This window comes from Flavobacterium soyae, from assembly GCF_021245985.1.
In the GTDB taxonomy this organism is placed as follows: Bacteria; Bacteroidota; Bacteroidia; order Flavobacteriales; family Flavobacteriaceae; genus Flavobacterium; species Flavobacterium soyae.
Genome location: NZ_JAJQXA010000015.1, coordinates 15,396 through 42,063 on the forward strand (window position 1 = coordinate 15,396; position 26,668 = coordinate 42,063).

The window sequence follows — 26,668 nt, forward strand, 5'->3', positions numbered from 1 at the left end:
ATAAAAAAAGCACTTTTTTAGTATTAAAGAAGTGCTTTTTTTATAATTATTTTAAAGAAGAATTGAAGTTGAAAATGATTTTAAATCCCTTATATTTGAGTAAATCTATAAGAAGGCTTAATAAATTTAATTTATTGTTTAGTAATAAAAGTGTTTTCATTCAAACAGTTGCAATATTAATTTAAATGCGACAATTGTATTAAATCAATTTATGGCAGGTTTTTATTTTCCAAGTAGTGGTATTCTTCAAAAAGTTTTTGATTTAGTTCAAGGTTTTTATTTTGAAATAGATAAGAATGATACAGTCGTATTACTTTTGAAATTTGAAGCTTCAGTTATTACTAGTTTAATTAAAGGGGCTAATATTGAACTAATTTTAAGGAATCCCAAAATTTCACCTAGAACTATAACTTTGTATATTCATGATCACCCAGTAAGCCCTCTTTGGACAACATGGTATGAATTTAGCAATGAAGATACAAAATTTAAAGGTTTTGATAGAATCGCTATTAAATTATTAGAAGCTACTGAAGTTCGGGTAGTTTATTTTAATGAAATGAATATTTCCGTATTCACTAAAATTCTGAAGAAGAAAAATCATTTTGAAGAATTTAAGATTTGGTACGATAATATAGAAAGCTCAAAGACTAAGTTTGAAACTATTTATGATGGTTATTTTCTGCCTGAAAATCCATCTAAAGGATTTTCTATTCAAATTGAGAATGAAGATTATTCGAAAGAAGAAAAAATAATAATTTCTTCATATACTGAAACTTTAAATTGGGGAGAAAAATCAATTAACGATAAAGAATATTATAATTTAAATGATTTTCTTGAAGATGGAAAACATGGTTACAACCAAGAATTATCAATAAGAGCTAATCTTACACGATATTTTCTCCCTAATCAAGAATTATTTCATTCTTTACTAAAAACCGATAATACTGAATTAACTGATTTTTTGATCGAATATCGTAACGCAGTAATTATAATTGAATCAAAATATATTTTAAGTAACAAACAAAGACAATTGAATTCAGCACTTGTTAAGGCAGTTGATCAATTAAATAATGCAGAGCAAATAATATTTACTCAAACATCATCAATTCAAAATATTGAACTGAATGATAGATTACAAAATTGTGAAATTGTTATAAAGATTTGTCTACACAATGATAATGTGATTTTGACTGAAAAAAGTACTAGAAATGTAGTTGAAAAATATAATAAAAATGATTTGCCAATATTTATGTCTGTTGCTACATTTTCTCAGTTGCTTGCAAAGATCTATTTGCTAAATAATGAAAAAGTAAAATTTAATATTTTTAAAAACCTAATTACTTTGTATGAAAATCATTTAGAATCTAATGATAAAATATTAGCAATTAGTAGTACTTATTTTTGAGTAAAAGACTTAATTAGTGTTATAAAATTAAATTCGGATTACTTCGTAGTCGAAACCAACAACTCCCGAATATCAACCTTCAAATATTTAGAAATCTCATAAAGTGTTTCAACAGTTGGCTGAACTTCATTAGTACACCAACGAGAAACAGTTGATTCAGTTTTACCTAAATGACTAGCTAAATCTTTGCTAGTTCTATTATTTTCGAGCAAAACAATCTTTATTCTATTTAGTTTAAGTTTCGACAAAATGCTGTTTTATTTATTTCTAATGCAAATATGAGAAATAAATGTTAGGCATTTAATTATATTTTAAAATCATAAAATTATTTTTTTAACAAATATAATTTGCATGAAAATATAATTTGTTTTAGTATTGTGTTGTAAAAATATTCTTATGAAGATAGATGAAAATGTGAAGCGTTTAGAAAAGCGAAAATTAAAAATACATAAAAAGTTTGTTTCACGATCATATCATCGTTATGTCATATTTCCAGAAATACGTCTTTGCGGAAAATGGCTTCAGAAAATCGGTTTTAATTACGGGAATTTCGTAACGATTGAACATCAGCAAAATAAAATCATTATTACAACCAATAATGAAATTGAAACGAAATAAAAATCATCTATTTAAACATAACCTGTGGTTTCAACCACGGGGACGCAATATATAATATTCCGTTTATCAAAATACGTTTCCCGTGGTTGAAACCACGGGCTATGTTTTGAAAAAGATTATAAATAATAATGCGAAGCTATTTTATAAGTTGCCTCCAGTTTTAACTGGAGTTATATGTAAAAAGAATAGAAAAAGGCTTTAGCCAAATTGTAGATATTTTGGCTAAAGCCTTTTGAGCTTTGTATTTTTTCTCATCCCGATTTATCGGGACGCAATTAAATCTTATTTTTTTAATAAAAACTTTGCGTCTTAGCGACTTTGCGAGATTAAATTATTCCTGAACCTTCTTTTTCTTCTCCAAATTAGGCAAGAACCCAGTAATAATACCAATCAAAGGCAGAAACGCACAAATCTTAAATACATATTCAATACTAGTAGCATCGGCAATTTTCCCTAAAATAGCAGAACCTAAACCACCCATTCCGAAAGCAAATCCAAAGAAAAGACCCGCAACAAGTCCGACTTTTCCGGGCAATAATTCAGTTGCATAAACCAGAATCGCTGAGAAGGCCGAAGAAAGAATCAATCCGATGATTACAGATAAAGTTCCAACCCAGAACAAAGAAACATAAGGTAACATTAAAGTAAACGGAGCAACACCTAAAATAGAAACCCAGATTACGTATTTTCTGCCATATCGATCTCCAATTGGCCCACCAATCAAAGTTCCTGCAGCAACAGCTCCCGAGAACAAGAATAAATACACTTGTGACTGCTGAATCGTAATATGAAATTTATCTATCAAGAAGAAAGTATAGTAACTTGTAATACTACTCATATAGAAATACTTAGAGAAAATCAAAACCAATAAGATAATCAACGAAGCAATTACTCTGTTTTTAGACAGATGATGTGTTTCTATTTGGTGAGAAGCTTTATTAGCATTTCTTTCAGATAAATGTGCCGTGTACCAAATCGCAATTTTATACAAAGCAAAAACACCAACTAAAGCGATAATACAAAACCAAGCGATATAAGATTGTCCGTGTGGTATAACAATAAAAGCAGCTAATAAAGGTCCGATGGCACTTCCGGCATTTCCTCCTAATTGAAAAATAGACTGCGCCAAACCTCTTTTTCCGCCCGAAGCCAAATGCGCCACACGTGAAGATTCAGGATGAAAAATCGAAGATCCAATCCCAATTAAACTTACTGATAATAATAAATAAACAAAGCTTGAAGATATCGAAACCAGAAAAAGTCCAACCATTGTAAAACACATTCCAACAATCAGTGAATAAGGTTTTGAGTTTTTATCGGTATACATTCCCACAAACGGCTGTAAAATAGAAGCTACCATTTGATAGGTTAAAGTAATAATACCAATTTGGGTAAAACTAAGATTAAAATTTTCTTTAATTAATGGATAAACCGAAGGTATAACAGCCTGCAAAAGATCATTAATTAAATGAGAAAAACTTATGATGAATAAGATAGAATAAGTGGTTTTTTTAACTATGTCAGGATTTGCTTTAATAGTGTCCATGAGATATTTTTTGATTTTTAAATTAGGTTAAAAAACAACAGCTGCATTATTTTTTGCAAAGATTAAAAGAATACTAATGTCAGAATTGCTATATTTGGACAATGAATAGTCAATATCGGACATATAGAATGGCTACGGATTTTGGATACCAAGTAGATTCCTCAATCCCAGTTATTGGTTATACCGAAATGGTAACCAACGAGATGTGTATTTCGCACTCGCATCCAAGAGGTCAGTTAATATACGCAACTCGTGGCGTCATGAATGTTGTGGTTGGCAATCATATTTGGGTTGTGAATCCGTTGCAGGGCTTATGGCTTCCGGGCGGCGTAGAACATCAGGTTACTTTTCAGAAAGACGTTAATTACTACAGCGTTTTTATCGATCCGTCTGCAATGGAAGGATTGCCAACAAATAGTTTTTCATTTGATATTCCGATGTTTTTAAAACAGCTGGTTTTTAAAATTATTTCTTTTGGAGTTGAAGGAAATCTTACTCCATCTCAAAAAAGAATTAGTGACGTTTTTTTAGATGAATTAGCTTTAATCGAACCAAGCGCCACTTTCTTGCCAACAACCAATCACGAAAGACTTCAAAAAGTTGTTGAACTTTTAATGAATGATGTTTCAAGCAAAAATACAATAGAATATTACGCCGAACTTTCTTTTATGAGCACTAGAACTTTGTCTCGGTTATTCATCAAAGAATTAGGAATGAATTTCAGCGACTGGCGTACTCGCTTAAAATTATTAGAAGCTATAAAACGACTTGGCGAAAAACAATCTATAAAAGAAATTGCCTTCAATTTAGGTTACGAAACTACAAGCGCTTTTATTTATATGTTTAAAAAGCATTTAGGCAAAACGCCTTCTAATTATATTTTAGAAGATGAAAACGATAAATTATCGGCTTAGATTGTAAACGTAAATTAGAACGCAGATAAAACGGATTTACTTCGTAAAGACGCGGACTGACGCGGATTTTTTCTTTTAGTTTTATTTAAATTAACCACAATCATTGTCATTTCGACGAAGGAGAAATCACACTAGAAACTCCGCAAAGTATGGCGTCCAATCTTTGTAGACATACGCGTGTGATTTCTCCTTCGTCGAAATGACAAAAATGCGCAATAATTAAAATCCGTTTTTCATCCGCGTCTTCGCGATAGCGAATCCGTTTCATCCGTGTCCCATAAAATTCTAACATCATTTTTTTTAGTACTAAAAAAGTGATAACCCATAATTTTTCCCTTAAAAAATTATCAAAAAGTACTGTTTTTTATGAAATAGCAGGATAGTGCAGGGTGTGAAATGTAAAGAGAACATTTATCTTTAGTCCCAAAATACACTTACTATGCTAAACCGTTTTTCCATTTTTAAGACTTTACTTCTTTTTGCTGCTCTTTTTTCTTGTTCTTTAGTATCAGCGCAGGAAAAACGAAAAGAAGCGACATGGATCTGGTATCCAGGTGATTTTGAAGTTTGGTTAAGCAATAAAATGCAGGTAAGACGTACAGAACGTGAAGCGGTATTTCCACCGCTTTGGCAATATTACAGTCCTTATGCCTTGGTCACTTTTCAGACAGAAGTAGATATTCCAAAACCAGACGAGGTGAAAATCTTCTCAGAAGGACCTTTTCAATTGCTTTTAGATGGCGTTCAAATTTATGGACAGCCAAAATCAATTACAGTTCCTGCGGGAAAACACAAAATTTCCTTTAAAGTTTATAATCAGGAAGTGCTGCCGGCTATTTATATTTTGGGTCAGTATGTTAAATCTGATGCATCTTGGAAGGTAACCAACGAAGATAAACTTTGGATTGATGAAACTGGAAAAGCACAACAATCTGGTACGCCTTGGGTTCCTGTTGGTTCTTGGGATTTTAATTCTCCAGAAAATAAACCTTCAGGATTTAAACTAACAACCAAACCTTTGATTGCAAAGAAAACAGAGAAAATAGGAGTTGGTCAGTTGGTAGATTTTGGTAAAGAAACTTTTGGTTACATTAAAATTCACGGTTTAAAAGGAAAAGGGAAACTAGCATTGTATTATGGAGAATCTCGTGAAGAAGCATTGGATTCTGCTAAATGCGAAACTTTAGATCATTTATCTTTTGATGGAAAACAATCTGAAACCTACACACATGATGGATCGAAAGCATTTCGTTATGTTCAGGTGCAAGCAGATGCAGGAGTAAAATATGATTCTATTTCGATGTTGTATGAATATCTTCCATTAGATTATCGTGGAGCATTCAAATCTTCGGATGAACAATTGAATAAAATTTGGGATGTGTCTGCTTACACAATGCATTTAACGTCTCGCGAATTTTTTATCGACGGAATTAAACGTGACCGCTGGGTTTGGTCTGGCGACGCTTATCAAAGTTATTTGATGAATTATTATTTGTTCTTTGATTCGGCTTCTGTCGAACGAACGCTGTTAGCGCTTCGAGGAAAAGATCCTGTTACGGCTCACGTAAATATCATAATGGACTATTCGCTCTATTGGTTTGTGGGCGTTTATGATTATTATTTACACACAGGCGATACAAAATTCATCAAAACTTTTTATCCGAGAATGAAGTCTCTTATGGATTTCTGTCTAGAAAGAAGAAACAAAAACGGATTCCTGGAACCATTAGAGGGAGACTGGGTTTTTATTGATTGGGCAGACGGACTTCCAAAAACAGGAGAAGTTAGTTTTGAGCAAATGCTTTTAGCGAGAAGTTTAGAAGCAATGGCGGTAAGTGCTGAAATTGCTGGAAAAACTGAAGACCAAAAGCAATATCAAAAATTGGGTGATGACTTAAAAACAAAATTGTTTGATGTGTTTTGGGATAAAAAGGAAAACGTAATGAAACACCAGCGTATCGATGGAAAAATCCAAAACATCGTAACGAGATACGCGAATATGTTCGGTATTTTCTTCAATTATTTTACTGAAGAACAGAAACAAAGCGTAAAAAATAAAGTGTTACTTAATAAAGATGTTCTTCAAATTACTACACCATATATGCGTTTTTACGAATTGGAAGCCTTGTGCGCAATGGGCGAACAGGATTATGTTTTAAAAGAAATGAAAGATTATTGGGGCGGAATGCTGAATGAAGGCGCAACATCTTTCTGGGAAGAATACAATCCGAACAAAAAAGGAACAGAGCATTTAACGATGTACGGACGTCCTTACGGAAAAAGTCTTTGCCATGCTTGGGGCGCAAGTCCGATTTACTTATTAGGAAAATATTATTTAGGTGTAAAACCAACTGCTCCGGGATATTCAGAATACGAAATCAAACCAAATCTTGGCGGTTTAAAATGGATGGAAGGAAAAGTACCAACACCAAACGGAGAAGTTGCCGTGTATTGCAGTACTAAAGAAATCAAAGTAAAAGCAGGTGAAGGACAAGGGAAATTGATTTTTGAAAGTTCAGGTAAACCAAAAACAAATTCAGGTACCATTACAGAATTAGCAAAGAATAAATATCAATTGATTGTAAAACCGAATGTGGAGTATAAAGTGAGTTATAGGGCTTTGCGAGTTCTTAGTTATTAGTGCCTAGTAATTAGTTTATAACGTCCAGTTTGTCATTCCGACTGAAAGGAGGAATCACACTCGTAACCATAAAGATTGTCGACTACTGTTGCGGAATTCCTAGTGTGATTCCTCCTCCGTCGGAATGACAAAAAAACAAAAAAATAAAAAACCAATGTTTTCAAAAAATAAAAAATACAACTTCAAATTTAAAACCGCTTTCCTAATGTTATTAGCAGTCTGCATCCAAGCGACAGCACAAACAACAGCATGGAAACCAGCGCCATTTGAAATTGTAAAATCAAATTATAAAACTTTCAAAACGACACAATACGCTCATGTATTTTCAGGAAGCAAACACAATATTGTTCGTTTAGCTCCAGAATTGCAAGGTTTAACAGGAATTGAACTTCCTTTAGATAAATATAAAAATGGAACTGACTACTCACCTTTGCAGTTAAAGTTTAAAGAGCCAGTTCAGGTTTTAATTGGAGTTTTTCAAGAAAATAATTCAGAATATCTTCAAGCTGATAAGCTTCAAAATGCTAAATTAATTTTAGAAAACGGATTGACGATTACAGGTTTATCGTCAGTAAATGTATATGCGGTTTCTTTTTCGAAAGGAACTCAAACTATAAATTTTGGAAAAGGATTATTTGCTGTTTTGGGAGTTGTAAAAGCCTTAGAAAAACTTGAACCAAGAAATGCCAATTTCCCAGACGGAAAACTTTGGAATCCAACTTTTATTGTTGAAGGATATTCAGATGAAAAACCTCTTTTCGAAATTATTGGCGGAGAAAATAAACCCGTTATCGATGAAGGAATGTCTGGAACAGAAGGAATTCAAGGCGGTTTTGAAGGAGGACGAGTAGTAAAAGTTGGCGATACGTATCATATGTTTCCAACCGAAAGAGCAGGTGAAAAAGGAGTAGATTACTATTATGATCGTGTAAAAACCAAAATTGGACATTGGACAAGTAAAGATGCAATCCATTGGAAAAGAGAATCTACAATCTACCAAGCAAGTGGAACTTATGCGGTTACCGAAGACGATAACCCAATGAACGATCGTCGTGCTGCAATTTGGTCGTATATGCCAATTTTTAATGAAAAAGCAAACAAATGGTACGGCTATTATTTAGCTTACACCGTTAGTAAAGAAATAGAACCAAATCACTCTTTCGGAAGAATTTGGCGTTGTGAATCAACGGTTGAAGGAATCAACGGAATTGGCGGACCATATAAAGATATGGGAATCATTATGGAACCCGGATTGGATTCTCAACCTTGGGAAGGTCGTCAGGGTGTTGCTTCGTTTTTTCCGTATCAGGTTGGCGATAAATATTTCGGATTTTATAGTGGCGCTTATCCGTTTAATTCATGGGCAGATTATCCGAAGAAATCAGGAAAAGGCTGGTTTGTGGCTTTAGCCGAATCCAAAGGTTTAGAAGGCCCTTGGTTAAGAATGAACAAAGGTTTGGAACCAATTAAAACCATGCATCCGTTATTCGTAGAAAATCCAATTGTAAGTCAGTTGCCAAACGGAATGTACATCGCGATTTTCGACGGAGGCCCAGACGGCTGGGGACATCATTTACCAAATATGATTGCGTATTCATTATCAGCAGATGGTGTTAATTGGGCAGAAGCGCATTATTTACCAATAGAAACTAAAGTAGATAAATGGTGGGATATTATGAGAACGCCTTTGTGTTTAATCCCAGAAGGAAATGATGTTTACACAATCGTGTACAATGCAATCGATTTGAAGAGAAGATTTCATCCAACAGGAATGGTAAAAGTAAAATTGAACAAAGATGTGATGGAATCACGTTTAAAGGAATTGAAGAAGTAGCCCACAGATTTTTCGGATTAAACGGATTCGCACGGATTTTAATTTTAAAATGAGAATAAATCTGTGATAATCTTTTAATCTGTGGCAAGAAAAAAGAAAAAGAAATCTGCGAAAATCAGTTTAATCTGTGTCATCTGCGTGCCATAAAAAACATAAAAATGAAAATTAAATACCTAATCCTAACCATTTCAGCACTTGCCATAACAAGCTGTGCAACCAAATACAAGAAAAGAGAAATTACTGACAGTGTAATGCAGGAGATTTACGAAGAAATCAAAACGCCTTATAAATACGGTTTGGTAATGGTTCCGACCGATAACTCATATAAAATGGATTGCCCGAGTGTATTTAGAAAAGATGGCAAATGGTACATGACGTATTTAATTTACGACGGAAGAGGTTACGAAACCTGGTTAGCAGAAAGCGATAATCTATTAGATTGGAAACATCTGGGAAAAGTAATGTCATTTTCAGAAAATGAAAAACACTGGGATGTGAACCAAAAAGCAGGATATATTTCGTTGCAAGATCCAACTTGGGGCGGAAGCTACGAATGGGAAAAGTACGATGACAAATACTGGATGAGTTATTTTGGCGGAGACAGTAAAGGTTATGAAGCAGGCGTTTTATCAATCGGAATGGCTTATACCAAAGAAGCACCGACAAAACCACACGAATTTCAGAGATTAGAAAATCCGGTTTTAACGCCAAAAGATAAAGACGCCAAATGGTGGGACAATAGTACGATGTATAAAAACAGTGTAATTCGTGATAAGGATAAATTGACAGGACACAATTTTATCATGTATTACAATGCCCGTGGAGACAGTATAAATCCTGCAAAAGGTGCTGAGCGTATTGCAATGGCGGTTTCAAACGATATGAAAACATGGAAACGTTATGGCGATAAACCATTAATCAATCATCATAAAGGAATTTCGGGAGATGCTTATATTCAGCGTATTAATGATACTTGGGTAATGTTCTATTTTGGAGCTTTCTGGACGGGTTGGAATCAAGGTGCATTTAACCGTTTTGCAGTTTCGAATGATTTAGTAAACTGGACCGATTGGAAAGGAGACGATTTAGTTAAATCATCAGAACCATACGACGATTTGTTTGCTCATAAATCATTTGTGGTAAAACATGATGGTGTTGTCTATCATTTTTATTGTGCCGTTAATAAAGCAGAACAAAGAGGAATTGCAATCGCAACTTCTAAAGATTTAGGGAAAAGCAAATTGAATTTTGTAGCACCGCCGGAGAAAAAGAAGAAGAATTAAGTATTTAGTATTTAGAATTAAGTATTAAGATCCAGTTTGTCATTTCGAGGAACGAGACCCGAGCGATAGCGAATAGGCGAAGCAAATCACACTCGTAACCACAAAGATTGTCGATTAAAATTGAGGAATTTCTAGTGCGATTTCTCCTTCGTCGAAATGACAAAAAAACTAAAATTAAAATAATGTTTAAGCCAAATCATATTCAGCAATTTTTCAACTTTCGACTTTCGATGTTCGACTTTTTGACTGTAATTTTGCTATTCACAACTTACACGCAAGCCCAATCCGTAACAGGAGAACCAGCGGGAGTTCCAGAATTACATAAAAAATACGAATTCGCTCCGTGGGAAGATCCAACGATTACAAGCATCAACAGACAGCCTTCGAGAGCAACAGCTTATTCCTATACTTCTGTAGAAGATGCTTTAAAAGGCGACAGAACCAAAAGCCGAATCCAAATGTTAAACGGAGATTGGGATTTTAAATATGCTGTAAACTTGAAAGAAGCTTCAAAAGATTTCTATAAAAATACTGTTTCAGGCTGGGATAAAATCGAAGTGCCTTCGAATTGGGAAATGAAAGGATATGATAACCCGATTTACAAAAGTGCCGTTTATCCGTTTAGACCCATAAACCCGCCTTATATCCCTAAAGATTATAACGGAGTTGGTTCGTATCAAAGAAGTTTTACCGTTCCGGAAAATTGGAAAGATATGACCGTGACTTTACATTTCGGAGCTGTAAGTTCAGGTTTTGAAGTTTGGTTAAACGGAGAATTTTTAGGTTACGGTGAAGACAGCTTTCTGCCATCAGAATTTGATATTACGCCTTATTTAAAAGCAGGAGAAAATGTAGTTTCTGTTCGCGTAATTCGCTGGACAGATGGTTCTTATTTAGAAGATCAGGACCACTGGCGTGTAAGCGGAATCCAGCGTGAAGTTTTCATTATGGCTGAGCCAAAATTGCGTATTCAGGATTTCTTTGTTCAAACGAAATTAGACAAACAATATACAGATGCGATTTTTAAACTGCGACCGAAAGTAGAGAATTTGACAGGAGAAAAAATCAAAGATTATACGATGAATGTTCAATTGTACGATGCTAATAATGTAGCAATCTTCAAAGAACCGCTTCAAAGACCTGTAATTGATTTAATCAATGAAAGTTATCCACGACTGGACAATGTCCGTTTTGGATTCTTCCAAGAAACGATTAAAAATCCGAAGAAATGGAGTTCAGAAGAGCCGAATTTATATACAATGGTTATTTCCATAAAAGATAAAAACGGAAATGTTACCGAAGCTAAAAGCTGTAAAGTCGGTTTCCGTTTGATTGAATTTTCAAAAGAGAATGGAAAAATGCTCATTAACGGAAAAGAAACTTACGTTTATGGCGTAAACCGTCATGATCATCATCCAACAAGAGGAAAAGCGGTTACAAGAGAAGATATCAAACAAGATATTGCCACCATTAAAAAGTTCAATTTCAACTTTATACGTACAAGTCATTATCCAAACGATCCTTATTTCTACGAATTATGCGATCAATACGGCATCATGGTTATGGACGAAGCGAATCAGGAAACACACGGAATTGGCGGAAAATTAAGCAATGATCCACTTTGGACAAATGCTTATATGGAACGCATGATGAGAATGGTAGAACGTGATAAAAACCATCCATCGGTTGTAATGTGGAGTTTGGGTAACGAAGGCGGAAAAGGGCCAAACCATTCCGCAATGTCGGGTTGGGTTCACGATTTTGACATTACACGTCCCGTACATTACGAACCAGCGCAGGGAAATGCAAAATTAGATGGGTACATAGATCCGCTTGATCCTAGATATCCAAAAACAATTGATCATGCTTATCGATTCGAAAACCCGCAGGACGATTCCTATGTAGATATGGTCAGTCGTTTTTATCCGGGCGTTTTCACTCCGAAATTTTTGGTTGATCAAAAGAAAGACACACGACCGATTATTTTCGTTGAATATTCTCATGCAATGGGAAATTCAGTTGGAAATTTAAAAGAATTATGGGATGAATTTCGTTCGCTTCCAAGAGTGATTGGAGGCTGCATTTGGGAATTTAAAGATCAGGGATTAGTAAAATTTGATTCAAGATCAGGTCAAAATTATTTTGCTCACGGAGGGGATTTTGGAGAAAAATATCATGACGGAAACTTCAATACAAAAGGAATTGTAGATTCTAACGGAAAACCAAAAGGTTCTATTTTTGAAAACAAATGGGTGTATCAGCCAGCGATTTCAACTTTAAACGGAAATCAGTTAGAAATCAAAAATCGTCAGGCCGTTAAATCATTAGAAGGTTATATTCCGGTTTTAAAAGTTTTGGAAAATGGAAACGTGATTAAAATTCAGATTTTAAAACCATTTAAAGTTGAAGCAGGACAATCAACAACTTTAGATATCAGTTCTTATCTGCCAAAAATGAAAGCAGATGCTGAATATATTTTAAATATAGAATTCCAGCTTTCAAAAGATGAACTTTGGGCTTCAAAAGGTTACGCTGTCGCGGAAGATCAGTTTCTGCTGAAAAAGAAAGAAGTGATTTCTCCAGAATCTAAAAAAGAAACTTTAAATTTTTCTGAATCTGATTCAGATTTCAAAATCAAAGGAAAAACTTTTGACATTACAATTGAAAAAGCAAACGGAGCTTTGAGATCTTATATTTTTAACGGAGAAGAACAAGTTTTTGCACCGCTATTGCCAAACTTCGTAAGACCACTTACAGACAACGACAAACGTGGATGGAAATCGCAAAAGTTATTGAAACAATGGTATAAAGCAAAACCAAAATTGGTCAACATTTCAATTGATAAATCAGCTTCGGAAATTAAAATCACAAGTGATTACGAAATTATAAAAGATAGTGCGAGTGTAAAAGTGGTCTACAATATTTTACCAAACGGATTAATAAAAGTAGATTACAGTTTAAAAGCTTCAAACAAATTGCCAAACATTCCAAAAATCGGAATGCAGATGGGAGTTCAAAGAAAATTCGATCAGATTTCGTGGTACGGAAAAGGAGAATTGGAAAATTACAGCGACAGAAGTTTCGGTTCGTTTGTTGGGAAATATTCACTTCCAATAAATGATTTTATTGAACATTATCCAAAACCGCAGGAAAATGGAAATAGATGTGATGTGAGATGGATGGCGCTAAGCACTCCGCAAAAAAACAACGGATTTTTAGTAGTAAACGATACTAAACTTTTAAGTATGAGCGCATGGCCGTATACACAAGAAAATCTAAGTTCAGCAGGACATACGTACGATTTGAAAGACCCAGGATTTTTAACGGTAAACATCGATTTAATCCAAATGGGAGTGGGAGGAAATGACAGCTGGACATCGGTTGCACAGCCTTTAGAACAATATCAAATTAAATCTGGAGATTATGAGTACAGTTTTTATTTGACGCCTTTCAGCGGTTCAAAAAATGAATTAGAAAATAGTTTGAAGAAGTTTAAATATTAAAAATTAAGAATTAAAAATTAAAAAGGAATCTGCAAAATCAGTGAAATCTGCGAGAGTAAATTTTTCCCGCTGATTTTGCAGATTAGGCAGATTTGTAAAATTAATTAAAGTTTAAAAATACAGTTTGTCATTTCGAGGAACGAGAAATCACACACGTATATCGATAAAGATTGGAGAAAAACTTTGCAGAGTTTCTAGTGTGATTTCTCCTTACGTCGAAATGACAAAAAAAAACGACAACACAAACCCGACAGGTTTTTGAAACCTGTCGGGTTTACGAACAGAAAATAATAACAATAATGTCTAACCGTAACCACATTTTTCTTTTCAAAAAAGACTTTCGACTTTGGACTTTCCAACTTTCGACTGTTTTCTTTTTATTCTATGCAAGTATCGTCTCAGCACAAGAAGTCCATAAAAAAGAAACCTCTTTTCAGCCAACATTAGAATCCTCAAGGCCTTGGGTATATTGGTATTGGATGAAATCGGCGTATTCTAAAGCAGGAATCACAGCCGATTTAGAAGCTATGAAACAAGCCGGAATTGCGGGCGCTTATTTAATGACCATAAAAGGTCCAGCGAATCCGCCATTAATAAATCCGCCAGTTTTACAGTTGACGCCTGAATTTTGGGATATGATTCATTGGGCATTTAAAGAAGCAGATCGTTTAGGTTTGAAATTAGCTTTTCACGGAGCAGACGGATTTGCCGTTGCAGGCGGGCCGTGGATTACGCCAGAAATGTCGATGCAGAAAGTAGTGTGGTCGACGACTGAAATTTTAGGAGGAAAAAAAGTTGCGTCGAAATTGCCAGTTCCAGAACATTATAAAGATTATTATAAAGACATTGTAACTTTTGCTATTCCGATTAAAGAATATCAAATTACTTCGCAGATGCAAATGCCAAAAGTAACGACATCAAACAATACCGATGCTTCGTTTTTGGCTGATCCTAAAAAAGATGAGAATTTTAAGTTTGCTGATGCAGGATGGATTCAATATGAATTTACCCAGCCTTTTACTTGTAAATCTATTGTAATAGAAACCAAAGGAAGAGATTTTCAGGCACAACGTCTGATTGTCGAAGTGAGTGATGACGGAATAAATTTTAGATTCCACGAAAGAATAATTGCGCCACGTCACGGCTGGCAGGATATGGATTTCCCGAATACACATACTATTACGCCTGTAACGGCAAAATATTTCCGGTTTGTTTATGATCCAAAGGGAACAGAACCCGGAGCGGAAGATTTGGATTTTGCTAAATGGAAACAAAATCTGAAAGTGAGTAAAATAACCCTTTCAAATCAATCGTTGATTAATAATTACGAAGGAAAATCAGGGGCAATTTGGCGTTTGACTCCACAGACTACTGAAAAAGAAATTCCAAATTCTGATGCATTTAAAAAATCAGAAATTATCAATATTTCCCATTTTGTTGATGCCGATGGAAATCTCAACTGGAAAGCGCCAAAAGGAAAATGGAAAATTATCCGAATGGGGCATACTTCTACAGGACATGAAAATGCAACAGGTGGAGCAGGAAAGGGACTGGAAGTAGACAAATTCAATCCTGAATTAATTCGTTTTCAGTTGGATCATTGGTTTGGAGAAGCCGTTCGTTCTGCTGGACCAGAACTGGCTTCAAAAGTGCTTGAAATTCTTCATTTTGACAGCTGGGAATGTGGAAGCCAAAATTGGTCTTCGGTTTTTCAGGTTGAATTTAAAAAGAGACGTGGCTACGATCTTGTAGAATATCTTCCAGTTATGGCGGGAATTCCTGTAGAAAGTGCCGATTTTTCTGAGAAATTTTTATATGATGTTCGTAAAACAATTTCCGATTTAGTTGCCGATAATTTCTACGGAACTGTCGCTCAGATTGCAAAAGAATATAACGTTAAGTTAAGTTCAGAAAACGTTGCGCCAACAATGATGAGTGATGCTTTGCTGCATTATAAATATGTTGATTATCCGGGCGGTGAATTTTGGCTGAAAAGCCCCACACACGACAAACCTTTTGATATGGTCGATGCTATTTCGGGCGGGCATATTTATGGAAAAGATATCATTCAAGCAGAATCTTTCACGGCTTTGCGAATGGATTGGGACGAACATCCTGGAAACTTAAAAACAACTGCAGATCGAAATTATGCGCTAGGAATCAACCGTTTATTTTACCACGTTTTTGTGCATAACCCGTGGACGGACAGAAAACCGGGAATGACTTTAGACGATATTGGAACTTTTTTTCAAAGAGACCAAACGTGGTGGAAACCCGGAAAAGCGTGGTTTGATTATTGTCAAAGAGTACAGTTTCAGTTGCAAAAAGGAAAACCTGTAATTGATTTGGCGGTTTTTATTGGCGAAGATTTTCCTTCCCGTTCTTTTGTGCCCGATCGTTTAGTGCCTTTTATTCCGAATGTTTTCGGAAAGGAAAGATTGGAAAGCGAGAAAATCCGTTTAGAAAATGAAGATCAGCCAACGGCAAAAATGCCCAAAGAAGTGACCTATTCTAAAAATATAACTGATTTATCACAATGGATTAATCCGCTAAATGGTTATCAATATGATTCCTTCAATGCCGATGTTTTGATCAATCGTGCGAAAGTTCAGAATAACAAAGTAACATTTGATGGCGGAATAGAATACGGTGCTTTATTGTTTCCGGGAAGTCATAAAATGGCACCAAATAAGATGCTTTCTTTGGCCTCTGCCGAAAAAATCCTGCAATTGCTAAAAGACGGTGCAACGATTTTTGTAGATGAAAAACCGAATCTTCAGCCAGGAATTCAATCAGAAATAGATCAAAAGAAATGGCAAAATGTAATTGATGAAATCTGGAATAATTCCAATTCATCAACATGGAAAATCGGAAAAGGAACGGTTGTCAAATTGCCATATTTAGAAAATGATTTTGCTTCCATCGGAATAACACAAGACGTTTATTTTCCAAATTCAAACCGAGCTGATTCAGAAACATTGGCTTGGGCGCATCGTAAATCGGAAACAGAAGATATTTATTTCATTTCCAATCAAAAAGCAGAGAAACGTTCTTTTGAGGCGTCTTTCAGAATTTCTGGAAAAGTTCCGCAATGGTACAATCCTGTGACAGATCAAACTTTGACGTTAACCAATTGGAAAATAGAAAACGGAAGAACAATTGTGTCGATAACTTTAGAGGCCAACGAATCTGGTTTTGTGATTTTTGAAGATCAAACCAAAGAAGTTTTAGCACAAGGAAAACCTTCTGAGTTGGAGAAAGTGCAGACTTTAGATGAAAACTGGGAATTGCAGTTTGATGAAGAATTTAAAGGCCCTAAAGAAGTGGTAAAAACAAACAAACTTTTTGATTGGAGTACTTCTCAGAATGATCAAATTAAATATTATTCGGGAACTGTAGTTTATAAAAAAGAGTTTATTTGGAAAGGAAAAAACACTGATAAAATCTGGTTGGATTTGGGCGAAATTGCCAATATCGCAGAAATCAAAATCAACGGAAAAGATTGCGGAATACTTTGGACTTTTCCTTTCAAAACAGATATTTCAAAAGCTTTGCAAAAAGGAAAAAACGCAATAGAAATTAAAGTCACAAATACTTGGGCAAATAGATTAATTGGCGATCAAAAACTGCCAAAAGAAGAAAGATTAACATGGACAACAGCGCCGTTTCGATTAGAGGGAGAACCTTTGTTGAAAGCGGGTTTATTAGGGCCAGTGAGTATTGTAAAAGAAAAATAAAAGTTAGCCACTCCCGATAGCTATCGGGATAAAGGATTAAAAAGGATTATTTAATCTGTGATAAAAGAAGGGTTAGATGAATTGCCTCCAGCTTTAGCTGGAGGTTTAGAAGAAGATAAGAATTGGGCTTTAGCCAAACTAATTATTTGGCTAAAGCCCTAGAAATGCAAATACTTTATGACCTCCAGCTAAAGCTGGAGGCAATTGAAAAATTTATTAGGGCCATTGAGTATTGTAAAATAAAAATAAAAGTTAGCCACAGATTAAAGGATTAAAAAGGATTTTTTTTTGACAAAGAAAAAAGTTAGTTGCCTCCAGCTTTAGCTGGAGGTTAAGAAGAATACATAACAGGGCTTTAGCCAAAAAGTTAGTTTGGCTAAAGCCTATTGAGAATAAACATTGATGATCCCTCCAGCTAAAGCTGGAGGCAATTAAAAAAAAATAACCATATATTAAAGGGTGCAGAAGTAAGAAAAATTCGTGAATTCGTGGCGAAAAAAAATCCTTCTAATCCTTTTAATCTGTGGCAAAAAAATAAAAAAATGAAAAAATCAATTATTGCATTATTAACGATTTTAGCAACTCTTCAAATCAATGCAAAAATCAAACTGCCAGCATTGTTTACTGACAACATGATATTACAGCAAAAATCCAACGCACCAATTTGGGGCTGGGCAGAAAAGAACGCCAACATTGTAATCAAAACTTCTTGGAATTCTAAAACCTACAAGGTAAAAGCAGATGCTTCAGGTAAATGGAAAACAGAATTAAAAACGGTTTCATTTGGTGGCCCATACACAATTGAAGTATCGGGAGGAAATGAAAAAGTAACCATTAAAAATGTTTTGTTGGGTGAAGTATGGCTTTGTTCTGGACAGTCGAATATGGAAATGCCGTTAAAGGGATTTCAAGGCCAGCCGGTTAAAAATGGAAACGAAATCATCGTCAGATCAACTAATAAAAACATTCGTTTAATTACGATTCCAAGAGCAACGGTTTTAGAACCAAAAGATGATTTTGAAGGTAAATGGGAAGAAGCTTCTCCAAAATCGACTTCAAATTTTAGCGCAACAGCTTGGTATTTTGGATCGCTTTTACAGGAAGTTTTAAATGTTCCTATGGGATTAATTCATGTATCATATGGAGGTTCGAGCATGGAAGCGTGGATGAACAAAGAAATGCTGAAAGATTTTGCAAGCGCTAAAATTCCGACCACAAAAGAAGAATTGGCAAAAGATCCAAATCGTGTGCCAACGACTTTGTTTAATGGAATGCTTTCGCCTGTAATTGGTTACGGAATCAAAGGCTGTATCTGGTATCAGGGAGAATCAAATTACGAAAGAGCTTCTGAATATACCGCTTTAATGAAGAAAATGGTCAGCAGTTGGAGAGCGTTGTGGAATCAGGGAGAATTTCCTTTTTATTTCGCTCAGATTGCGCCGTTTAATTATGCTTCCTTTCATCCAAAAGATTATTTAGAAAAATACAATTCAGCTTATTTGAGAGAAGCGCAGTTTAAGGCTTCAAAGGAAATTCCGAATGCAGCAATGGCAGTTTTAATGGATGTTGGAGAAGAAAATAACATTCATCCAATGGACAAAGAAAAAGGAGGAAACCGTTTGGCTTTTCAAGCTTTGGCAAGAACGTACGGAATTGAAGGATTCGAATTCGAAAGTCCGAAATACAAATCGATGGAAATAAAAGATGGAGCTGTAACCGTTTCTTTTGATGATGTTGCAAACGGAATTACGTCTTATGATAAAGAAGTTTTAGGTTTTGAAATAGCAGGAGCAGACAAAGTTTTTTATCCAGCAAAAACTGTGGTAAGAAGAAAATCTGTGGTTCTGACTTCTGATAAAGTAAAGAATCCAGTTGCTGTTCGTTATTTATGGAAAGATTTCACGAAAGCGGAATTGTTTAGCGCAGGAGGTTTGCCGGTTTCTTCGTTTAGAACGGATGAATGGTAATATACGGGTGCTCCTGCAAGGTTTTCAAAACCTTGTAGGTGTTTGAATTATGAGTTTAAGGTCTAGTTTGTCATCCCGAGGAACGAGGGATCACACGCGTAAATCGACAAAGATTGAGGACATTCTGTGTGGAGTTTCTAGTGTGATTTCTCCTTTCAGTCGAAATGACAAAAAGAACTAAAAAAAATAGATAAATTGAAATACATAAAATACATCTTTCTCTTCACAACGCTTTGCCTCAAAGCGCAAATTCCTACGCTCGATAATTACAATCAGGTTTGGACAACGCAGAGCAATAATTCATCAGAATCTATGCCTTTGGGAGGCGGTGATATTGGTATGAATGTTTGGGTTGAGAAGGGCGATTTGTATTTCTATTTTTCGCGAAGCGGGACTTTCGATGAGCACAATACTTTATTGAAATTGGGAAGAGTAAAAGTTACGCTAAGTCCAAATCCTTTTGAAGGAAAAGAAGGCTTTCATCAGGAATTAAAACTCAAAGACGGTTATGTTTTAGTTGGGCAAAACAACACAAAAATCAAACTTTGGGTGGATGTTTTTAAACCGATTATTCATGTCGATTTAGAAAGTAAGAACCCATTAAAAATGACTGCTTCTTACGAAAGCTGGCGTTATCAAAATCGTTATCCAAAAGGAAAAGAAAATAATGCTAACTCTTATAAATGGGCGCCTCAAGGAGAACTTATTACGTATAAAGATTCTATTTCGTTTGAGAATAACGGTATCAAATTTTACCACAGAAATCGAGAAAATACTGTTTTTGACGTGACTGTAAAACAGCAGAAAATGGAATTGGTAAAAGACCAAATGCTGAACCCGATTGCCAATTTAACTTTTGGCGGATTCATGAAAGGTGAAAACCTAAAACCAGATGGAACATATCTTGGAAAATATCAGGATACCGATTTTAAAGGGTTTAATTTAACAAGCATAAAACCATCTAAAAAACATTCTTTAGAAATTTATTTAAACACCAATCAATCTGATTTTTCTACTTGGAATGACGGATTAAAAAGTTTGATTGCTGCAAATAAAAATAATTCAAAACAAGCAGAAAAAAACACTCAAAAATGGTGGAATTCTTTCTGGAATCGCAGTTTTATTTTCACTCAAAAAAATCAATCGAATGCTAAAGATTCGGTTTATCAGATTGGGCAGAATTATCAGTTGTTTCGATACATGCTTGGATGCAATGCATATGGAAAATACCCAACAAAATTCAACGGCGGACTTTTTACTGTTGATCCTGTTCGCACAAATAAAGACCTAAATTTTACGCCCGATTTCAGAAATTGGGGAGGCGGAACCATGACAGCTCAAAACCAGCGATTGGTTTATTTTCCGATGGTAAAAAGCGGAGATTTTGATATGATGAAATCACAATTGGATTATTACGTAAGTCTTCAAAAAAATGCTGAATTAAGAAGCGAAGTTTACTGGAAACATAACGGCGCTTCATTCACAGAACAATTAGAAAACTTCGGCTTGCCAAATCCAGCCGAATACGAATGGAAACGCCCCGCAGATTACGATCCGGGAATGGAATATAATGCGTGGCTAGAATACGAATGGGACACGGTTTTAGAATTTTGCCAAATGATGTTGCAACAAAAGGAATATGCTGGAGAAGATATTCAGAAATATAATCAATTTATTATAAGCTGTCTTCGATTTTTTGATGAGCATTATCAATATTTAGCAAAACAACGAGGACGAAAAGCCTTAGATGGAAACGGGAAATTAGTTTTATATCCTGGTTCTGGTGCAGAAACTTATAAAATGGCAAATAATGCAAACAGCACGATTTCGGCTTTACAGGTAATTACAGAAAGTCTTTTAAACCTTTCGGTGAATCAATTGTCCAAAGAAGATTCAGAATATTTAAAAGCATTTCAAACCAGAATTCCGCCTTTAAATTTCGGGCAGATTGAAAATCATAAAGTTTTACTTCCTGCCAAAACATGGGAAAGAATTAATAATTCTGAAGTTCCGCAATTGTATCCTGTTTATCCGTGGGGAATTTATGGTGTTGGAAAACCAGATTTAGAATCGGCTTTAAATACGTGGAAATACGATCCTGATGCTTTAAAATTTAGAAGTCATATTGGATGGAAACAGGATAATATTTTCTCTGCTCGTTTGGGCTTAACCGAAGAGGCGATGAAATATAATACGCTAAAAATGGCGAATTCAGAAAGACGTTTCCCGGCTTTTTGGGGACCGGGTTTTGACTGGGTTCCAGATCATAATTGGGGCGGATCGGGAATGATTGGCATGCAGGAAATGCTTTTGCAGGAAGCAGACGGAAAAATCTATCTTTTTTCTGCGTGGCCAAAAGATTGGAACGTTCATTTTAAATTACATGCCAAACAAAACACAACAATTGAAGCCGAACTCCTAAATGGAGAATTGAAGGTTTTAAAAGTGATTCCAGAAGAAAGAAAAAAAGACATTATAAATCTGTTAGGGAAATCTGAAGCAGAGAAAACGAAATTAAACTAAAACAAAAATGGTAAAGAGATTAGTGTGTTCTTTTGCGCTGGCGATGCTTTTGACAGCAAACGGAAAAGCACAATCAGTTCAAAATACTGATAAACAAATTGTAAAAGTTGACTTTGATTTTTTTCAAAGAAGACTAGAAGAAGTTCATGACCCAAGTTATGATTCGTGGGTAATTAATGAAGGAAAAGAAGCTGAAAAATCATTTAATAATGTATCATTTAAACTAAAAGGAAACTTTACTTCAAAATGGTATAAAGTTGGAATGAGCGCGCCGTTTTACAACAAATTAGGAAGTGACGGTTTGGTTACTTCTGAAAATTTAGAATTGAAAATCAGTGGATTGAAAGCAGGAAAACATACACTTTTGACTTTTCATAATGCTTTTGATGTCATTACAGGAAAAACTTTTTCTCCGATAAAAATCTTGGTAAACGGAAAGCTTCAGGAAACGGTAAATGCGAGTCAGAGAGCCAATGCTAAAATTGATGCTTCGATGGCGTATATTACTTTTAATGCCGAAAAAGGTAAGGATGTAATTGTTCGCTTTGAAATTGATCCAACTTCAAACCCAGATATTGTAAAACAAATTGTAATCAACGGTTTTGAGATTGATACGCCAAATTTGATGAATCAGGCGAGAACTCCAGAACCAAAAAATAGAGACGAACATGTTGAAGTGGGCAAAACTTTAACTCTAAAATGGGACGCTGTAAAAAATGTGGCATCGCATAAAATATATTTCGGTGAAGATAAAAATGCAGTAGAAAACGCAACTGAATCTTCAAAAGAGTTTAAAGGAAAACTGACTGATAAATCGTTTACACTTTCTGATTTGTACAGCGGAACAACGTATTACTGGAGAGTCGATGAAGTAGATAATAATGGGAAAGTTACATTAGGAAATGTTTGGTCGTTTAAACCTGCTCAATTGGCGTTTCCAGGTGCTGAAGGTTACGGACGTTACACTGTTGGTGGACGTGGCGGAAAAGTAATTGAAGTAACCAATTTAAATGACGATGGTCCGGGAAGTTTGCGTGATGCCATCAATCAGGAAATTGGACCAAGAACGATTGTTTTTACTGTTTCGGGAAATATAAAACTGGCTTCGAGATTAGTAGCAAATCAGCCTTATATTACTATTGCTGGACAAACTGCTCCGGGAGAAGGAATCACGATCAGCAGAGCGCCAATTGGTTTGACAGGAAATGATGGTGTAGTTCGATTTTTAAAAGTAAGAATTGGAGGCGGAACTACTTTTGACGGAATGGGATTAACAGGTGCAGATTACAGTATTATCGATCATTGCTCGATAAGCTGGACAATTGATGAATCGTTTAGTTCTCGTGGTGCGCATCATATTACGTTACAGAGAACGTTAATTTCTGAAGCTTTAAATGTAGCTGGGCATGATAAATATCCTGTTGGAAAAATGCACGGATTTGCAGCAACAATTGGCGGTGATATTGGAAGTTTTCATCACAATTTACTGGCTCATAATTACGGAAGAAACTGGAGTATTGGCGGTGGTTTAAATGGAGATGGCTACTACACAGGAAGATTGGATATTACCAATAATGTGGTGTATAACTGGGGACAAAGAACGACAGACGGCGGTGCAAACGAGGTGAATTTTGTAAACAATTTTTACAAACCAGGAGCTTCAACTAAAATATTTGTCGCGTTAAATGCACAGCACGAAGGAGTTGGAAAAGGAATGCAGCGTTATTATTTTAACGGAAACATAATGCCGGGTTACTTTGATGAGAAATCTCAGGATAAAGGCAGAAAATCTACTATAAGTCATAATGAGAAAGTTGAATATGAAACTTTCGTTGACAAACCATTTTTTCCTTCTTACGTAGAAACGCAATCAGCGAAAGCGGCGTATAAAAATGTACTTTCAGATGTTGGTGCCAATCAGCCGTTTTTTGATAAACACGATAACCGAATTGTAGATGAAACTTTAAAAGGAACTTTTACTTACAAAGGCAGTAAAAGCGGTTTAGGCGGAATGATTGATAACGAACAAGATGCAGGCGGATGGCCAAATTTTGCTTCAGAAACTCGTCCTGCAGATTGGGATACAGATCATGACGGATTGCCAAACTGGTGGGAAAAAGCTTTTGGTTTAAACGAAAATTCAAAAGCTGGAGATTTTTCAGATGCTAATCAGGATGCTGATAAAGACGGATTCACTCAGTTGGATAATTATTTAGACTGGTTGGCTCAACCTCATTATTTTATCAATTTAAAAGATAAAAAGACTTTAAGTACTGCAGATTATTTCAAAGGTTATGAAAATAAACCAGTTTATACTTTCTCGGATCTTAAAAATGGAAAAGTGGTTTTAAAAGGAAAGGAAATTCAGTTTGCAGCTGTTGAAAAAGGATTTGCTTCTTTCGTAGTAACGGTAAAAGATGCAGATGGAGATTCAATGAGCAGAACCATTAATTTCTTTGTAAAATAAAAAAATGGTTTTGCCACGAATTACACTAATTTCCACGAATTAGTTTTTTGCCACAGATTAAAAGGATTAGCACAGATTATTTAGTATAAAATCAATTTAATCCTTTTAATCTGTGGCAAGAAAAAGAAAAAATTAGTGCAATTCGTGTAATTCGTGGCAAACAAAAAATATATTCAAAATGAAAAAGAACATCATCATATCCTCTTTATTTCTTTCAACCGTGATCTTTGCGCAGAACAAAGGCTTGGTTGCGAATTCAGAAAGTCCGTATTCTAAACTACAGAGTGTAGGTTTGCAAGATGTAAAATGGACAAACGGTTTCTGGAAAGAACAATTTGATGTAGAAACCAAAAACACATTGCCATACATGTGGGATTTGTATCATAACGATGAGATTTCGCATGCTTACAAAAATTTCGAAATTGCAGCAGGTTTAAGCAAAGGAACTTTTAAAGGTCCTTCGTTTCATGATGGTGATTTCTATAAGATTTTTGAAGGAATGGCAGCAACGTATGCCGTTACAAAAGATAAAAAACTCGATGCCGAAATGGATAAAGCGATTGCGCTTTTCGCGAAAGTACAGCGCAAAGACGGTTATATTCATACGCCGGTTTTAATTGATGAACGTTGGGGAACTTTAGGCCCAGAGGAAGTGAAAAAACAATTGGGTTTTGAGAAATACAACATGGGACATTTAATGACTGCAGCTTGTATTCATTATCGTGCCACAGGAAAAACAAATTTCCTGAATATTGCAAAAGGTGTTACTGATTTCTTGTATGATTTTTACAAAAAAGCTTCACCAGAATTGGCTCGAAATGCAATTTGTCCGTCTCATTACATGGGAATTGTCGAAATGTACAGAACGACTAAAAATCCGAAATACTTAGAGTTAGCTAATAATCTAATTGACATTCGCGGAACTACAAATGACGGAACCGATGACAATCAGGATAGAGTTCCGTTTAGACAGCAGACAACCGCAATGGGACACGCTGTAAGAGCCAATTATCTTTACGCAGGAGTTGCCGATTTGTATGCTGAAACAGGAGAAAAGAAATTATTAGATAATTTAGAGTCGATTTGGGATGATGTAACGTATCGTAAAATGTACATAACTGGCGGCTGTGGTTCTTTATACGACGGCGTTTCACCAGACGGAACTTCTTATGATCCATCTGTCGTTCAGAAAATTCACCAAGCATACGGAAGACCTTTTCAATTGCCAAATGCAACAGCGCATACCGAAACCTGTGCTAATATTGGTAATGTTTTATGGAACTGGAGAATGCTTCAGATTACCGGTGATGCCAAATATGCTGATATTGTGGAATTAGCATTGTATAACAGTGTACTTTCTGGAATGGATTTAGAAGGTGAAAAATTTCTTTATAATAATCCGCTGAATGTTTCTAACGATTTGCCATTTCACCAAAGATGGGGAAATGAACGTGAAGGTTATATCGCCTTATCAAATTGTTGTGCTCCAAACGTAACGAGAACAATTGCCGAAGTTGGAAATTATGCTTACAATATTTCGAAAGAAGGCTTGTATGTCAATTTATACGGAAGTAATCAATTGAAAACAAAATCTTTAAACGGTGAAGAAATCGAAATTGAACAGCAGACTAATTATCCTTGGGACGGAAAAATAACGCTGAAAATTGTAAAAGCACCTAAAGATTTACAAAATTTCTTTTTAAGAATTCCAGGCTGGAGTCAGAATGCTGAAGTTTCGGTGAATAATGCAAAGATTACTGATAAAATCGTTTCTGGAACTTATTTGAAATTAAATCAAAAATGGAGAAAAGGAGATGTGATCGAATTGAATCTTCCGATGCCGGTTGAATTGATGGAAGCGAATCCGTTGGTTGAAGAAGTTAAAAATCAGGTTGCTGTAAAAAGAGGACCTTTGGTATATTGTTTAGAATCAGATCAGCTTCCTGCGAAAGTAAGTGTTAATGATGTGGCTTTGAATTTGAAATCAAAATTTACAACTAACAATTTCTTATTGAATAATAGAAACTTGGTTAGCATTGATGCAGAAGCTGTAATTAATTCTAATAATTCTTGGAATAAATCTTTATACAAACCGCTTTCTTCTAAAGATGCGACTGCAGTATCAGTAAAGTTAATTCCGTATTTTGCGTGGGGAAATAAAGGTAAAGGAGAAATGACGGTTTGGATGTCGCATTAAGTTTTGGACGCAGATGAAACGGATTGCCCTTGG

The 26,668-nt window shown here is 35.2% G+C and carries 14 protein-coding genes; 12 read left to right on the forward strand and 2 right to left on the reverse strand.

What is annotated here, in order from left to right; translation table 11 throughout:
* Positions 1 to 211 precede the first annotated feature (211 nt).
* Positions 212 to 1,405, forward strand: a complete 1,194-nt coding sequence (locus tag LUU93_RS17160; protein ID WP_232682393.1) for a hypothetical protein — start codon at positions 212 to 214, stop codon at positions 1,403 to 1,405.
* A gap of 38 nt (positions 1,406 to 1,443) precedes the next feature.
* Here the strand turns inward: LUU93_RS17160 and LUU93_RS17165 are convergent, their stop codons facing one another.
* Positions 1,444 to 1,653: a helix-turn-helix transcriptional regulator gene (locus LUU93_RS17165; RefSeq protein ID WP_232682394.1), complete on the reverse strand. Its 210-nt coding sequence runs from the start codon at positions 1,651 to 1,653 to the stop codon at positions 1,444 to 1,446.
* Between the two features lie 148 nt (positions 1,654 to 1,801).
* Here LUU93_RS17165 and LUU93_RS17170 point away from each other — a divergent pair, with 148 nt between their 5' ends.
* On the forward strand, positions 1,802 to 2,023 hold the full coding sequence (locus LUU93_RS17170) for a SymE family type I addiction module toxin (RefSeq protein ID WP_232682395.1): 222 nt from the start codon (positions 1,802 to 1,804) through the stop codon (positions 2,021 to 2,023).
* A gap of 331 nt (positions 2,024 to 2,354) precedes the next feature.
* Here LUU93_RS17170 and LUU93_RS17175 read toward each other — a convergent pair whose 3' ends face one another.
* On the reverse strand, positions 2,355 to 3,569 hold the full coding sequence (locus LUU93_RS17175) for an MFS transporter (RefSeq protein WP_232682396.1): 1,215 nt from the start codon (positions 3,567 to 3,569) through the stop codon (positions 2,355 to 2,357).
* 128 nt (positions 3,570 to 3,697) lie between these two features.
* On the opposite strand from LUU93_RS17175, the gene LUU93_RS17180 reads away from it, so the two are divergent.
* The 10 genes from LUU93_RS17180 (at position 3,698) to LUU93_RS17225 (ending at position 26,635) form a co-directional block, all read left to right on the forward strand.
* Complete coding sequence (locus LUU93_RS17180; RefSeq protein ID WP_232682397.1) at positions 3,698 to 4,483, forward strand: AraC family transcriptional regulator; 786 nt, start codon at positions 3,698 to 3,700, stop codon at positions 4,481 to 4,483.
* 439 nt (positions 4,484 to 4,922) lie between these two features.
* Positions 4,923 to 7,124, forward strand: a complete 2,202-nt coding sequence (locus LUU93_RS17185; RefSeq protein ID WP_232682398.1) for an alpha-L-rhamnosidase-related protein — start codon at positions 4,923 to 4,925, stop codon at positions 7,122 to 7,124.
* Between the two features lie 154 nt (positions 7,125 to 7,278).
* Complete coding sequence (locus tag LUU93_RS17190) at positions 7,279 to 8,958, forward strand: glycoside hydrolase family protein (RefSeq protein WP_232682399.1); 1,680 nt, start codon at positions 7,279 to 7,281, stop codon at positions 8,956 to 8,958.
* Between the two features lie 158 nt (positions 8,959 to 9,116).
* Complete coding sequence (locus LUU93_RS17195) at positions 9,117 to 10,241, forward strand: glycoside hydrolase family protein (RefSeq protein ID WP_232682400.1); 1,125 nt, start codon at positions 9,117 to 9,119, stop codon at positions 10,239 to 10,241.
* A gap of 182 nt (positions 10,242 to 10,423) precedes the next feature.
* Positions 10,424 to 13,744, forward strand: coding sequence for a glycoside hydrolase family 2 TIM barrel-domain containing protein (locus LUU93_RS17200; protein ID WP_232682401.1), 3,321 nt, complete (start codon positions 10,424 to 10,426; stop codon positions 13,742 to 13,744).
* A gap of 299 nt (positions 13,745 to 14,043) precedes the next feature.
* Positions 14,044 to 17,481, forward strand: a complete 3,438-nt coding sequence (locus LUU93_RS17205; RefSeq protein ID WP_232682402.1) for a glycosyl hydrolase — start codon at positions 14,044 to 14,046, stop codon at positions 17,479 to 17,481.
* Positions 17,482 to 18,023: 542 nt separating this feature from the next.
* A complete protein-coding gene (locus LUU93_RS17210) occupies positions 18,024 to 19,448 on the forward strand; it encodes a sialate O-acetylesterase (protein WP_232682403.1) in 1,425 nt (474 codons plus the stop codon).
* Between the two features lie 195 nt (positions 19,449 to 19,643).
* Entirely contained in the window at positions 19,644 to 21,971 is a 2,328-nt protein-coding gene (locus tag LUU93_RS17215) for a DUF5703 domain-containing protein (protein ID WP_232682404.1), read from the forward strand.
* Positions 21,972 to 21,978: 7 nt separating this feature from the next.
* Positions 21,979 to 24,438 (forward strand): pectate lyase family protein, encoded by a 2,460-nt coding sequence (locus tag LUU93_RS17220; protein ID WP_232682405.1) that lies wholly within the window; start codon positions 21,979 to 21,981, stop codon positions 24,436 to 24,438.
* 178 nt (positions 24,439 to 24,616) lie between these two features.
* A complete protein-coding gene (locus LUU93_RS17225; RefSeq protein WP_232682406.1) occupies positions 24,617 to 26,635 on the forward strand; it encodes an aceric acid hydrolase in 2,019 nt (672 codons plus the stop codon).
* The last annotated feature ends 33 nt before the right edge of the window (positions 26,636 to 26,668 follow it).